This is a genomic window from Bacteroides sp. FSHCM14E1 (assembly GCF_019633785.1).
Lineage (GTDB): Bacteria > Bacteroidota > Bacteroidia > Bacteroidales > Bacteroidaceae > Bacteroides > Bacteroides hominis.
The window spans coordinates 102,225-117,393 of the sequence record NZ_JADKYL010000010.1 but is presented as its reverse complement, the minus strand read 5'-3'; the positions used below and the strand labels follow the sequence as shown (position 1 = coordinate 117,393).

8 protein-coding genes are annotated in these 15,169 nt (G+C 45.2%); all 8 read left to right on the top strand.

Annotation, left to right across the window (positions count from 1 at the left end; all coding sequences use genetic code 11):
• Positions 1 to 6: 6 nt before the first annotated feature.
• Positions 7 to 3,384, top strand: coding sequence for a TonB-dependent receptor (locus ISX59_RS15470; RefSeq protein ID WP_005780154.1), 3,378 nt, complete (start codon positions 7 to 9; stop codon positions 3,382 to 3,384).
• Between the two features lie 9 nt (positions 3,385 to 3,393).
• A complete protein-coding gene (locus ISX59_RS15465) occupies positions 3,394 to 5,304 on the top strand; it encodes a RagB/SusD family nutrient uptake outer membrane protein (protein WP_005780152.1) in 1,911 nt (636 codons plus the stop codon).
• A gap of 21 nt (positions 5,305 to 5,325) precedes the next feature.
• A complete protein-coding gene (locus ISX59_RS15460; protein WP_220576044.1) occupies positions 5,326 to 6,222 on the top strand; it encodes a discoidin domain-containing protein in 897 nt (298 codons plus the stop codon).
• A gap of 182 nt (positions 6,223 to 6,404) precedes the next feature.
• A complete protein-coding gene (locus ISX59_RS15455; protein WP_220576043.1) occupies positions 6,405 to 9,224 on the top strand; it encodes a M60 family metallopeptidase in 2,820 nt (939 codons plus the stop codon).
• Between the two features lie 203 nt (positions 9,225 to 9,427).
• Positions 9,428 to 11,071 (top strand): diphosphate--fructose-6-phosphate 1-phosphotransferase, encoded by a 1,644-nt coding sequence (locus ISX59_RS15450; protein ID WP_005780146.1) that lies wholly within the window; start codon positions 9,428 to 9,430, stop codon positions 11,069 to 11,071.
• Between the two features lie 98 nt (positions 11,072 to 11,169).
• A complete protein-coding gene (locus tag ISX59_RS15445) occupies positions 11,170 to 12,873 on the top strand; it encodes a sialidase family protein (RefSeq protein ID WP_220576056.1) in 1,704 nt (567 codons plus the stop codon).
• A 33-nt stretch (positions 12,874 to 12,906) separates the two neighbouring features.
• The gene (locus ISX59_RS15440; RefSeq protein WP_005820923.1) at positions 12,907 to 13,764 is read left to right on the top strand and encodes a glycoside hydrolase family 25 protein; all 858 of its coding nucleotides are present in this window, start codon (positions 12,907 to 12,909) and stop codon (positions 13,762 to 13,764) included.
• Between the two features lie 48 nt (positions 13,765 to 13,812).
• Entirely contained in the window at positions 13,813 to 15,138 is a 1,326-nt protein-coding gene (locus ISX59_RS15435; RefSeq protein WP_032542503.1) for a TIGR01777 family oxidoreductase, read from the top strand.
• Positions 15,139 to 15,169 lie beyond the last annotated feature (31 nt).

Genomic DNA, 15,169 nt, shown 5'->3' with positions numbered 1-15,169 from the left:
TGAAGCATGAACAAGTTTTTATTTTCTTGTCAGAAGCGGTGTCTTAAATACATCGTCATGGCTCTGCTGCTTTATCCGTTGTCTGCACTTGCTGCGCAAGGACAGATTGTGGTTAAAGGTCAGTCTCTCACCATTCCTCAAGCCATCCGGCTTATAGAGAAAAGTAGTACATATACTTTCTTCTACAACGCTAATGATTTGAAAAACACAAATCTCAAGAGTATCGATTGTAAAGGTTCCATCAACGACGTCCTGAACGAAGTATTTAAAGGGAGCAATATCAGTTATGTCATTAAAGGTAATGAGGTTATTCTTAAAGTAGAGAAAACGGAAAGCACACAACAAAAAAAAGCCAAAATTATCGGTGTGGTAACAGATTCTAAAACCGGTGAACCTATCATTGGAGCAACTGTACAGCTACTGGGTACTACTACAGGCGTTATTACCGATGTGGATGGTAAGTTTGAACTTGCGGCAACTCCTAAAAATGAAATACAAATTTCATATATAGGATATGTTACCAAGAAAGTGAAAGTAGGTAGCCAAAAGGTTATTTCGGTCACCCTATCCGAAGATGCCCAGCAGTTGGATGAAGTGGTGGTGACAGCGTTTGGTACAGGACAAAAGAAGGAGACTATCACCGGGTCTATTCAGTCCGTACGTCCTTCAGACCTTTTGGTGCCTTCCGCCAATCTTTCTTCTTCATTTGCCGGACGCCTGTCAGGTGTGATTGCTTACCAGCGTAGTGGTGAGCCCGGTCAGAATTCTGCCGATTTTTTTATTCGTGGTGTTGCGACGATGAATGGGGCGACTTCTCCTTTGATTATTTTAGACGGAGTTGAAGTGTCTAAAGCAGACCTGAATTCGTTGGATCCTGAAGTAATAGAAAGTTTCTCTGTATTGAAGGATGCTACGGCATCGGCGATGTATGGTACTCGTGGAGCCAACGGTGTACTTATTATTAAAACCAAATCGGGTAGTGATCTTGAAAGGCCGATCATCGGCGTGCGTATAGAAGGATATGTGAATACTCCGATCAAGAAACCGGAGATCGTTGACGGACCTACATATATGCGTTTGTACAACGAAGCGGTTACCAATCAGGGAACAGGAGCCGTACTTTATTCTGATGAAAGAATTAACGGTACGATCAATAATCTGAATCCCTATATCTATCCTAATGTAGACTGGTATAAAGAAGTCTTCAAAGATGCAACATTCAATCAAAAGGCGAATTTTAATGTACGTGGGGGTACTTCTAAAATCACTTATTTTATGAATGTCAATATGAACCATGAAACCGGTATGTTGAAGGATCGTTCCAGTGATTTCTTCTCTTATAAAAACAATATAGACTATATGAAATATGCGTTTCAGAACAACGTGGATTTTCATCTGTCAAAGTCTTCTACTATTTCGCTGCATCTGAATGTGCAGTTGAATGACATGCATGGCCCTTTGACTACAAAGGACGGAAATGGAGTAGGAGATATATTCAGTGCTATTATGGGAACCAATCCTGTTGATTTCCCGGTTATGTTTCCGCAAGGATCGGATACATGGTACCATTGGGGAGGTATTCTTGCAGGTAACTATCAACCGCTCAACCCGGTAGCCCTTTCAAGTGCAGGATATAAAGATACATTCGAGAGCACGGTAGTGGCCAATGTGAATTGGGACCAGAAACTGGATTTTATTACGAAAGGTTTGAGCTTCAGGGCTTTGGTCTCATTTAAAAATTGGAGCTACAATCAGAAGTTCCGTCTGCAGGGATACAATAGTTACCAGCTTTCCGACTATAAACAAAATGAAGACGGTTCCTATGATTTTACCAATACACCTATCGGTGAACCGAGCAATCATACGATGGATGCTTTCTTTGGTACTAACGGCGACCGCAGGTTTTACATTCAGGGATATCTTAATTACGAACGTTCCTTCGGTTCACACAATGTAAGCGGTATGCTGCTTTATAACCAGGATGATTATAATACAAATGTAAACAGCAGTCTTATTGGCTCACTTCCCAAACGTAAGATGGGCGTTGCCGCACGTTTGTCATATGATTACGATCACCGTTATATGCTTGAAGTAAATGCCGGATACAATGGTTCCGAAAGTTTTGCCAAAGGACATCGTTGGGGATTGTTTCCATCCATATCGTTGGGATGGAATATCAGTGAAGAGAAATTCTGGAAATCTATTAAACCGGTTATTTCCAATTTCAAAGTCCGTGGTTCGTATGGCTTGGTAGGTAATGACCAGATTGGTAGCGATCGTTTTGCTTATCTGGCAATTGTGAATCTGAACAGCAGCCCGTCTTATACAACCGGATATGGCGGGAGTACAACTTCATTATCGGGTCCTACCTATAATCGTTTCCAGAATAACGAACTTACATGGGAAGTGGGACATAAACTGAATGTGGGTGCCGATTTGCAGTTTTTCAATTCATTAAATATTACTGTCGACGGATTCAGGGAGATCAGGGATAACATTTTCCAACAGAAAAATTCGATACCGAATTACTTGGGGACTGCCAATACTAAAATCTACGGTAACTTTGCTAAAGTGAAGAATACGGGATTTGATCTTGCTTTGGACTACGGAAAACAGGTGAACCGGGACCTCTCTATCCAGATGAAAGGAACATTCACCTATGCGCACAATGAAGTTTTGAAATACGATGAAGCGGCAGGACTTCGTCCGGCATTGTCGCAGGTTGGAAAGAGCTTGAACTCGATTTGGGGATATGTAGCAGACGGGCTGTATATTGATCAGGCTGATATTGCCAATAATCCTCAGTCGACTATCGGCAATATTGCCATTGCGCCGGGAGATGTGAAATATGTGGACCAGCCGGATGCTAACGGAAATTATGATGGGAAAATAACATCGGATGACAGAGTGGTATTGGGGTATCCCACAATTCCGGAGATAATATACGGATTCGGCCCTTCTGTTACGTGGAAGAATTGGGACTTCTCTTTCTTCTTCCAGGGACAAACCCATGTGTCACTAATGATGAGTGGTTTCGAACCGTTTGGAACACAGAGTAAAAGTAATGTCCTGAAGTGGATTGCTGATGACCATTGGAGCAAAGATAACCAGAATCCGAATGCAAAGTATCCAAGGTTGACACAATATAATAATAACAACAATACTGCATCATCTTCCTATTGGCTGCGCGATGCTTCATTCCTGAAATTGCGGAATGCGGAAATTGGCTATCGTTTCAAATGGGCAAGAATCTATGTGAATGGAAGTAACCTGCTGACCTTTTCTCCATTTAAGTTGTGGGATCCTGAAATGGGTGGAGGTGCCGGTATGAAATATCCGACACAGCGTACATATAATGTTGGTATTCAATTAACTTTTAAATAATAAATACTTATGAAGATAATATATAAACTCCTGTTCCTGCTTTTCCTGATGCTGGGATATAGTTCATGTGATTTCCTGAATATCGTTCCTGATGAAATAACGACCGAGGAAGATGCATTTAAAGATCGGAATGCAGCAAAGAATTTTGTTTATTCTTGTTATGGTTATCTGCCTCAGAGCAATGTAGCGTCGGCAAGTCTTGATTTGCTGACGGGAGATGAAGTGATTACAGCTTTTGAACATGAAACGTTTGCCAGTTTTCCGAAAGGAAACTATACGGCTTCGTCGCCGGTGATTTCTTATTGGAACACATTCTTTCAGGGATTGCGCCAATGTTACCTGTTTTTAGAGAATGTCGACAAGGTACCCGATCTGACTGAAAGTGTGAAGGCTGATTATATTGCACAGGTTAAATTCCTGATTGCTTATTATCATTATCAATTGGCACGTTGCTACGGACCTATTATCTTGATTAAAGAACTGCCGAATGTAAATGCTTCGCAGGCAGAATATTTGCCTCGGACTCCCTATGACGAATGTGTAGAGTGGATATGTAATCTGTTAGATGAAGCCGCAGCTTCATTGCCTGCCATACGTACCAATAAAGAAGATTACGGACTGGCAACCAGTGTGGGAGCAAAAGCGGTGAAAGCTAAGATGTTGTTGTATGCAGCTTCTCCGTTGTTCAACGGAAACTCGGCATTCTACAGTAACTTTGCGGACAAATCGGGCAATATGTTAATGCCTGTTACTTACGACCCCAACAAATGGGTAAAAGCGAGAACAGCCATAAAAGAGGCGATTGACCTTGCCGAGCAGAATGGGCATGCTTTGTATACGAAGCAAGACTATAAGATAGGTAATGAGGATGCGAACCCTTATCCGGCAGCCGGCCCCGTAAGATGTCTACGTACCAGTTTGGTCGATTGGGACTCTCGTAATCCGGAAGTACTGCTTGCAGAAACCCGCAGCGAAGGTTCATACGGTATACAGAATAAGTCATTGCCGTTTGTGACTGATGGCTGGGCATGGAATGGTATCGGTCCGACATGGACTATGTTGAATCGTTTCTATACCAAGAACGGTTTGCCTTGGGATGAAGATCCGGAGTATAAAGATAAAGACAAATTGAAGATTGTAAATGTGGATGCTGACCATGCTGATGAGGCCCATGAAGGTAGTAAAACGCTTCTGTTCAATCTGGAACGTGAACCTCGTTTTTATGCTTGGGTAGCTTTTCAGGGAGGATATTACGAAGTAATGAACGGGTCGACTAATCCCGCTTATGTGATGAGTAACGGAAAAAAAGACAATTCGGACAGCAGATTAATATGTGATTTTGTTTTGGGAGGAAACTGTAGCCGTGGTACTGCGACCGTACAACGTCCCGGAAATTATACTCCAAGTGGTTATCTGAATAAAAAAGGAGTCGACCCCAGTACGGTTGTATCTACCAATTCGACCAACCTGAATACATATCCCTGGCCTATTATCCGTCTTGCAGACCTTTATCTGGCATATGCCGAAGCGTGTGTGGAAACTAACGATCTGGAAACTGCCAAACAATACTTGAATAAAGTAAGAGAGCGTGCCGGTATCCCCACGGTAGAAAATGCATGGAGTGGCGTTGCTGCATTGGATCAGACAAAGCTCCGTCAGATTGTTCGTCAGGAGAGAATGAACGAACTCTATCTTGAGAATCAGAATTTCTGGGATATGCGTCGCTGGTTGCTGGCAGAGCAATATTTTGGAACTAAAGCCAAGGGATTGAATATCGCCGCCACCACTATTGAAGATTTTGCGGCAATTAAGACGATTGACTTTGAACGTAAGTTTGAGGCACCGACTCAATATCTGCTGCCGATACCTTCTGACGACATTAATAGAAATGAAAAATTAGTAAACAATCCGGGTTATTAATCTTTATAAAGAGAATTGAAGATGAAAAAAATACTGCTTGGCCTATGCGCGATACTGGGCCTGATAAATATGACAGGGTGCTCCAGTGACGAGAAGTACCCCATGCCGACCACTATAGACCAGAATTCACTGTCGGCTGAAGCCAAAGCCGGGGCTATAAAACTGAAATGGACAGTGCCGGCTGATTCCAATTATTATTATGTGAAAGTGACTTATACGTTGCCGGAAGACGGAAAGAAATGCCTGAGACTTGCGAGTGTGAAGAGCGATACCATGCTGGTGGATAACTTGTTGCACCGCTATGGCGACATTGACTTTACACTGCAACCATGCAACCGTGCGGGGGAAGGATCACAGAGTTGCAGTATAACAGCACGGGCCTTGCCTGCGCCGAAGCAGATTAAAACAGACCGGAGTGATGTGACTTTATCCGCTAAACAGTTGTATACAGATGATCAGGAAAGCAGTGAAGGTCCTATCGCCAATCTGATAGATGGAAAGAACGACACTTATTTTCACATGTCATGGAGCAGTCCCACACCTTTCTCACATTACATTGTGGTCGACTTGGGTGAGGAGAATGCTTTGTCTACTTTCCTGTTCTCTTATGTTTGTCGTGATAATAGCAATAAGGATAATCCCAAAGAGATGGATATTCTGGGAAGCAATACTTTTGATGGAAAGAATTACGATGAAAGCCAGACAACCCTGTTGGCGTCTTTAAGTGATTTGCCCAATACCAAGGCTGCATCTTACGAGTCGGATATTATAAAAGCGGGCGCGTCTTACCGTTATCTCTGGTTTAAGGTGAAATCGTCTACAAGCGGTTCCAATTGGATTGCGCTGGCCGAACTCGCCCTTTCTAAAGTAATTGTGAAAACCTATGATCCGGAAACCGGAGAGACTACCATTGAATAAAACAGGATTCAATAGGGACTAAATAAAGTAGCATGAGTCTGCGCAACCGGTGGCTGTCGGCTTGATGCTAAATAGAAGAATCAAATAATTATCAAAAAGGAAATACAAATGACATTTTTTACCAGAACAAAATTTGTATTTCCTTTGTTTTATTTATCTTATGTTTAATTTATCCTAATAACATGAAGAAACATCTAATTTCAATGATTTTTGCAGCAATCGTACCTTTGTTGCTGTATGCTTGTTCTGCCGAAGAAGAGAAAACGGTAACATCGACCACCCTTGAGGTGGCGCAGTCTGCAATTGACTTTAAAAGTGACGCAGGGACCCGTGACATTGCTATTGTCACCGATGCGGATAATTGGACAGCACGGTCTGATAAGGACTGGTGTTCGGTTGCTGTCAACGGAAGTACATTGACGGTGAATGTATCCGGATATGACGGGAAAGAGACCAGAGAGGCAGTGATCAAAGTGACTGCCGATGCATTGACGGAAACTGTTAACGTACGCCAATTGGGATCAGATCCTGCTATTCTGATATCCCAACAGACATTTACTGTTGAGGCCAGCGGAAGTGATATTGCGTTCGATGTAACTACAAACGTGCCGGTGACGATTACATTGCCGGAATGGGTCAAAGAAAAACCGGCGGATACGCGTGCATCCGAAATGGTGACTACGACACATAGATATATTGTCTCGGCCAATCCTGAAGACGGTGAACGCACTGGCAATATTACTGTAAAAGAGGTAGGTGGAGAGCTTGAGGCTCTGGTATCTGTTACTCAAAAAGGACTGGGAGAATATGAATCCGGAGATATGGAAGGTATTAAAGACGATATTAAGGTTCCGGTAGAATCGGGCGAGGCAAGTTCTTTCCAGGGAGGCTCAAATATTGATAAATCATTCGATGGAGATATGAGTACTATTTACCACTCTAATTGGAATAACGCAGGAGAGCATTATTTTCCTATCACGTTGACTTATAATTTCCCTGCGGGTTCGGATATGGATTATTTTATATATTATCCCCGTACTTCGGGACCGAATGGTAACTTCAAGGAAGTAGAGATCCGTGTGAAGTCAAATGCGAATACCAGAGGGGCCGATGAATGGAATACTATAATGACTAAGAACTTTGGAGGTACCAATGCCGCAGTCCGTATTAATTTTCCGAAGGCACAAATCGGCGTCACATCCGTTCAGTTTATCGTAAAATCAGGTTCGGGAGACGGACAGGGATTTGCGGCCTGTGCCGAAATGGAATTTTATAAAAAGAATCCGGGAGCATTTGACCCGTTGACTCTTTTCACTGATGTAACTTGTTCTGAGCTGAAGCCCGGACTTACCGATGAAGAGATAGAAAACTGTCCTTATTCATTCTACAAGAACATAGCTTACTATATGAAGCAAGGCAAGTATCCGACAGAGTTCCGTATTCAAGATTATAAAGCGTGGCCCAATCCGGATGATCAGTCGAAAACACATAAGACCAGTCCCTACAGCCTGCGCGACAATCCTACGGGAATTTCGGTAAAAGACGGGGAACAGTTGATGGTCTTGGTCGGCGATACGCACGGGCAAATTATCAGTGCAGTGATTCAGAACCTTGACGTCCCTGGTGGTGACGGTTTCGGAGGTACCTTCTATCCGTTGTCTGAAGGAGCCAACAAGATTACGGCCCGGAATAAAGGATTGATGTATATTTTGTATCACACCCCTGACTATGAAACAGCTCAACCTGTAAAGATACACATTGCTTCCGGACAGGTGAACGGGTATTTCGATGTAGCCAAACATCAGGCTTCCGATTGGAATAAATTGTTGAACAATGCGGTCGATAAATATTTTGATGTGGTGGGACATTATGCACATCTCACATTTCCTACCGAGCGCTTCCGTGCTCACACTCCGGACGGAAAAGCATTGATCGATGCTTATGATCAGATCGTGAATTCGGAGATGGAACTGATGGGGCTATATAAGTATAATAAATTGTTTAAAAACCGCATGTATCTGCATGTGATGTATACCAGCTATATGTATGCCACCAGTTATCACACCGCGTACAATGACGGTACACTGGCGGAACTTTGTAATGTGGATAAACTGAAAACTTCTTCATGCTGGGGGCCTGCACATGAAATAGGGCATTGCAACCAGACACGTCCCGGATTGAAATGGCTGGGAACTACGGAAGTGACGAATAACATTATGTCGGAGTATATTCAGACTACGATTTTCGGGCAGCCTTCACGCCTGCAGACAGAAAATATGGGAGATGGTAGCCGGAACCGATATTCCAAAGCCTGGACCCAGATCATCGCGGCAGGTGCTCCTCACGGAAACTTTGGCAGTGACAGTGATGTTTTCTGCAAACTCGTTCCTTTCTGGCAACTGGAGCTTTATTTCGGCAAAGTGCTTGGGCAGACACCGCTTCAGCAGGCTGATAAAGGAGGATTCTATCCGGATGTATACGAATATATACGTACGCACGATAACCTGAAGACTGCCGGAGAGCAACAGACTGAGTTTGTGTATATCTGTAGTTTGATAGCTAAAGCCAATTTGCTGGATTTCTTCACGAAATGGGGATTCCTGACTCCGATAGATGTCACTCTGGACGATTATGGAGTTGGAAAACTTACTGTCACTCAGTCCCGTATCGACGAGATAAAGAAGCGTGTAGAGGCTTTGGGATATCCGAAACCGGATGTTGCCTTAGAGTATATAACTGATAATTCGGTAGAACTCTATAAAACCAAACCCGGAATAATATCCGGAACAGCTATGCGAAGCGGTTCGACATTTACCATGACCAATTGGAAAAATGTGGTAGCTTATGAAGTAGTGGATGAAACGGGTAAAAAGGTTTGTATCTCCGATGGAGTATTAGCACCCTCAAATACTGCCACGTTTACCATGAAAACAGCCTGGAAGGACGGCTTTAAAGTGTATGCCGTCTCTGCTACAGGCGACAAGACAGTGGTGACGTTTTAAAGAGGAAGTAAGATATACCTTTAAGTAGCCGGGAAGGGCACAGAGTTCAGATCGTTGATTTTAGCTCTGTGCCCTTCGTTTGCTCTGTGGTATACCCGCAGAGAACAAAATCACCATTTTCTTTCATAATTCGGAAAAAAACACGAAATTTGCGACGCTTTTAAGTTCGAATTACTAACACCTTTAAATATAAGATAAAGAAAATGACTAAAAGTGCATTGCAAATTGCCAGGGCTGCTTACCAGCCCAAACTTCCGAAAGCGCTGAAAGGCTCAGTAAAAGCAGTTGAAGGCGCAGCTACACAATCTGTAGCCGACCAGGAAGCTATCCAGAAACTGTTCCCGAACACTTACGGAATGCCGTTGATTAAATTCGAAGAAGGTGAAGCTATCCAGCTTCCTGCCATGAATGTAGGTGTTATCCTTTCAGGAGGACAGGCTCCGGGCGGACATAACGTAATCTCTGGTCTGTTCGACGGTATCAAAACACTGAACAAAGACAATAAGCTGTACGGCTTTATCCTGGGTCCCGGCGGATTGGTTGACCATAACTATATGGAGCTGACTGCCGATATTATTGACGAATACCGCAACACTGGTGGTTTCGATATCATCGGCTCAGGACGTACCAAACTGGAAACTCCGGAACAATTCGAGAAGGGTCTGGAAATCATCAATAAGCTGGGTATCAAAGCACTGGTGATCATTGGTGGTGACGACTCCAATACAAATGCCTGTGTTCTGGCTGAATATTATGCTGCAAAGAATGCCGGTGTACAAGTGATCGGTTGCCCGAAAACTATTGACGGTGACTTGAAAAACGACATGATTGAAACTTCGTTCGGTTTTGATACTGCATGTAAAGTATACTCGGAAGTGATCGGTAACATCCAGCGCGACTGTAACTCAGCACGTAAATACTGGCACTTCATCAAACTGATGGGACGTTCGGCTTCTCACATCGCACTGGAATGTGCTTTGCAGGTTCAGCCTAATGTATGTATCATTTCTGAAGAAGTAGAAGCAAAAGACATGTCATTGGATGATGTAGTGACTTACATTGCCAAGATCGTGGCTGACCGTGCTGCTCAGGGAAACAACTTCGGTACTGTGCTGATTCCTGAAGGTCTGGTTGAATTTATCCCGGCTATGAAACGTCTGATCGCTGAGTTGAACGATTTCCTGGCTGCTAACGCAGTTGAGTTCGCCAACATCAAACGTTCTCGTCAACGTGAATATATCATCAGCAAGCTGTCAAAAGAAAATGCTGACATCTATGCAAGCCTTCCCGAAGGTGTGGCACGTCAGCTTTCTCTGGACCGCGACCCGCACGGAAACGTACAGGTATCACTGATTGAAACAGAAAAATTGCTGTCTGAAATGGTTGGTACGAAACTGGCTCAGTGGAAAGAAGAAGGCAAATATGTAGGCAAGTTTGCTGCACAGCACCACTTCTTCGGTTATGAAGGACGTTGCGCTGCTCCGTCAAACTACGATGCCGACTATTGCTATTCACTGGGTTATACAGCTTCTATGCTGATTGCCAACGGTAAGACCGGTTACATGTCATCTGTACGCAACACAACTGCTCCTGCTGCCGAATGGATCGCAGGCGGTGTGCCTATCACGATGATGATGAACATGGAACGTCGTCACGGTGAAATGAAGCCGGTAATCCAGAAAGCATTGGTGAAACTGGATGGCAAACCGTTCCTGACATTTGCTGCCAAACGCGATCAGTGGGCGCTGACTACAGACTACGTTTATCCGGGTCCGATCCAGTACTTCGGTCCGACAGAAGTTTGCGACCAGCCGACTAAGACATTGCAGCTGGAACAGGCTAAGTAAGCTGTTCTCCGCATTACAATAACAGAAACCCATCGGGGCGGATTGATTCAATTCCCTTCGGTGGGTTTTTAGTTCATTTGAATATCCTTATTTATATGATGAAACGACTTTCTACTCTATGCCTGCTGGCGGCAGGTTTTTTCCTTTCGGGGCAGGCGCAACAAGCCCGTCCGTTAGTGCTCGATTCGGTCTGTGCTCCCTTGAAAGTAGCTACTCCGCCTTCCGATGCTTATATCGGTCTGTCGCTTCTTGACAATGGTGAAGTAAGACACTACAACTATGGAGAACAGGCAGTGGCAGGAGCCGTTTATCTGTCGAGTACCGATCACGGTCTGACCTGGAAACGGGTAAACCGGGCTAAAGAGATGCCTTTTGCAGACCGTCAAAGCCCTGTGAGCAAAGAGTATATCCGTTTGGTAGATATGGGGGCGATGGGTGTTTATTGCATTCGTACTTCCGGTGGACTGGCAGGCGGACGTACCCTTACGAAAGTGGCCGATCGCAGTTCCATCATGATTAAACCACCCGTTTTTATCAAGAACGGCAAGCGTATTGTGGTGGCTGCCCATGGAGGCGTGACACCGAAAGGCTGTTATACTTACGTTTCCGATGATGACGGACTGACTTGGAAGTGCTCGAATACAGTCACTTCGCCCGACCATCGGGGAGGAGGCTTCCACAAAGGTATTCGTTGGAATCACGGTGCTGTGGAGCCTACTGTGGTTGAACTGAAAGACGGAACACTCTGGATGCTGATGCGTACTTCACAGGACCGCCATTACCAGGCTTTCTCGCAAGATGGTGGTCTGACATGGAGTGAATCGGAACCTTCGCCTTTTTACGGTACTATCACGATGCCCACCCTTGGCAGGTTGGCCGACGGTAGACTGTTACTTTTCTGGTGCAATACTACTCCTCTGCCTGAAAAAGAAGGGACGAATGGTGTCTGGGATGATGTTTTCACCAACCGCGACGTGACTCACGTAGCTGTGTCCGATGATGACGGCAAGACGTGGACAGGTTTTCGTGAACTTTATATGGACCCCATGCGCAATGACTCCGATTATGCTGTCAATGGCGGTGGAATCGACCGTGGTGTCCATCAGGCGCAGTTTGTAGAAGTAGCTCCGGGCAAGGTGCTGGCGTCCATCGGTCAACATCCCCTTCATCGTGCCATGATGATGTTCGACGTGAATTGGCTGTACGAGAAAAGCCGTTTTAATAATTTCAGCGATTCTCTTTCGCAATGGAGCACATTCAATTATATCGACGGCATTAAAGGTCATTGTGCCTATAACCGCATACAGGGGTGCCGGCTCGAATCCCATCCCGAGAAAGAGGGTTGTCAGGTGCTCCATTTGTCTTATCAGCCGGATGCCTCGCTGGTAGCAGATACACGTGGGGCAGTGTGGAACTTCCCGGCAATGAAGAAAGGGACGTTCACTGTCAGCCTGCGTATTCCAGAGGGAAGCCATTCGGTTTCATTGTTACTGAATGACCGCTGGATGAATCCTTCGGACACCGTGGCCCGCTATGAATCGATGTACGAACTTCCTCTGACCCGCAAGCAACTGGGAGTGAAAGATGACCGTTGGCATGAAGTTTCTTTGGAATGGGATTTGTCTCAGAAACGTCCGCAGGCACGTGTCCGGGTAGACGGACGGCTTCGGTCCCTGCGTCTTCCACTCAGAAACAAGTCGCAAAACGGAATTAGTTATGTTCACTTTATCGCTCCTCCAGCAGAGGCTAATCCGGGCATTTATCTGGAATGGGTCAGGGCGGAAGCTGATGGCACTATTTAGAAATGAATCCAACTCAAAATAAGAATACAATCAATGAAGTCTTCACGAACCACTTCTGTTTCTAATAAACCCGCTCCCCGTCGCCATACGTCGGTACGGAAGAGAAAAGCGAAAAAGAAAGCCTCCCGTATCATGCCTGTTTGGTTGCGCAATACCCTTGCGCTCGTTGTTGTCGGTCTGTTTTCTGTTGCTTTTTACTATTTCGTTATCCGTCCTTATTCCTATCGCTGGAAAGAATGCTACGGGCGGAAAGAGTATGGCGTTTGCATTCCTTGTGGTTACGAAGTGCATGGTATCGATATTTCCCATTATCAGGGAAACATCGACTGGGAGGAACTGAAACAGAACAAGGAGACTGATTTCCCGCTTCACTTTATTTTTATGAAGGCCACCGAAGGAGGCGACCATGGCGATGATACCTTCAAGCAAAACTTTGAACAGGCACGCCAGCATGGCTTTATCCGTGGGGCCTACCATTTCTTTACTCCCCGTACGGATGCCTTGAAGCAGGCTGACTTTTTTATCCGTACCGTAAAGCTCGATAGTGGCGATCTTCCCCCGGTGCTCGATGTGGAGCTGTCAGGCAAGAAATCTAAGAAGGAGTTGCAGCAGAGCATCAAGAAATGGCTCGACCGGGTGGAAGCGCATTATGGTGTGAAGCCTATCCTCTATACTTCATATAAATTCAAAACCCACTATCTGGACGATTCGCTTTTCAATGCCTATCCCTATTGGATTGCCCATTACTATGTCGACTCGGTGAAGTATCAGGGAAAATGGCATTTCTGGCAGCATACAGATATCGGAAGTGTGCCCGGTATTCACCATGATGTAGATTTGAATGTATTTAACGGTTCGCTCGAAGAGTTGCGTAAGATGACTATGAGGTGAACTTTACCCGCTTTGCCTGCGTTATATTCCTAAAAAAAGGAGATTCAGATGAATATAGCAATTAGCGGGGCCTCCGGTTTCATAGGCAAGCATCTTACAGAGTACCTTACGGAAAGGGGGCACCGGATAGTCCCTCTGGGGAGACCCATGTTTCGTGAAGGTACATCGGGACATTTAATTCAGGCCTTGTCGCATTGCGATGTAGTCATCAATCTGGCAGGAGCACCCATCAGTAAACGCTGGACGCCGGAGTATAAGAAAGAGCTTTATGACAGCCGTATCAAGGTGACGCATCGCATCATCCGGGCCATGGATGCGGTAAAGACAAAGCCGCGGTTAATGATTTCCGCCTCTGCCGTAGGATATTATCCGGAAGATGGAACGTTTGACGAATATACCAATACTCGGGGCACCGGTTTCCTGGCGGAACTTTGCTACGCCTGGGAGAAAGAGGCTCGCCGTTGCCCTTCACAGACAAGGCTGGCTATCACCCGTTTTGGCATAGTGCTCTCACCCGATGGCGGGGCAATGGAGCAGATGTTGCGTCCGCTTCGGATAACACGGGTAGCCGGTGTGATTGCTCCGGGCACACAGCCTTTTCCCTGGATTGGAATCCAGGATCTTTGCCGTGCGATGGAGTTCATCATCAACCACGAAGTATTAAGCGGAGTGTTCAATCTGGTGGTTCCGCAACAGGTTTCACAATATGCGTTTACCCGGGCGATGGCAGCGCGCTATCATGCCTGGATGAAGGTGGTGATACCACGTTGGTTTTTTCGAATGCAATATGGTGAAGCGGCTTCCTTTTTAACGTCGGGACAGAATGTGCGTCCCACACGCTTGCTCGAGGCAGGTTTCCGCTTTGATAAACCGACTATCGAAGCCTTTTTTGAGGGCACGGACCACAGTACGGTGGACGAACTGGATCTGCAACGTTATATGGGTACATGGTACGAGATAGCCCGTTTCGACCACCGCTTTGAGCGGGGACTGTCGGAGGTGACGGCAACTTACACATTGCTGCCCGACGGAACCGTTCGCGTAGAGAACCGGGGATGTAAGCATAAAAAGCCGTATGATGTCTGTAAAACAGCGGAAGGACGGGCAAAGGTTCCCGATTCGTCGCAACCGGGCAAACTGAAGGTATCCTTTTTTCTGTCCTTTTATTCAGACTATTATGTTTTGGAATTGGATCAGGAGGAGTATAATTATGTACTGATCGGCAGCAGTTCGGACAAGTATCTGTGGATATTGAGCCGTACGCCTATTCTGCCGGAAGAGATAAAGAAGAAATTACTGGATGCTGCCATCCGCAGGGGGTATGATGTGGATAAGTTGATCTGGGTGGAGCAGAGGGAGAAGAATTTAAAATAATCTATATTAACCTAAACAAAAAGGAGATTGG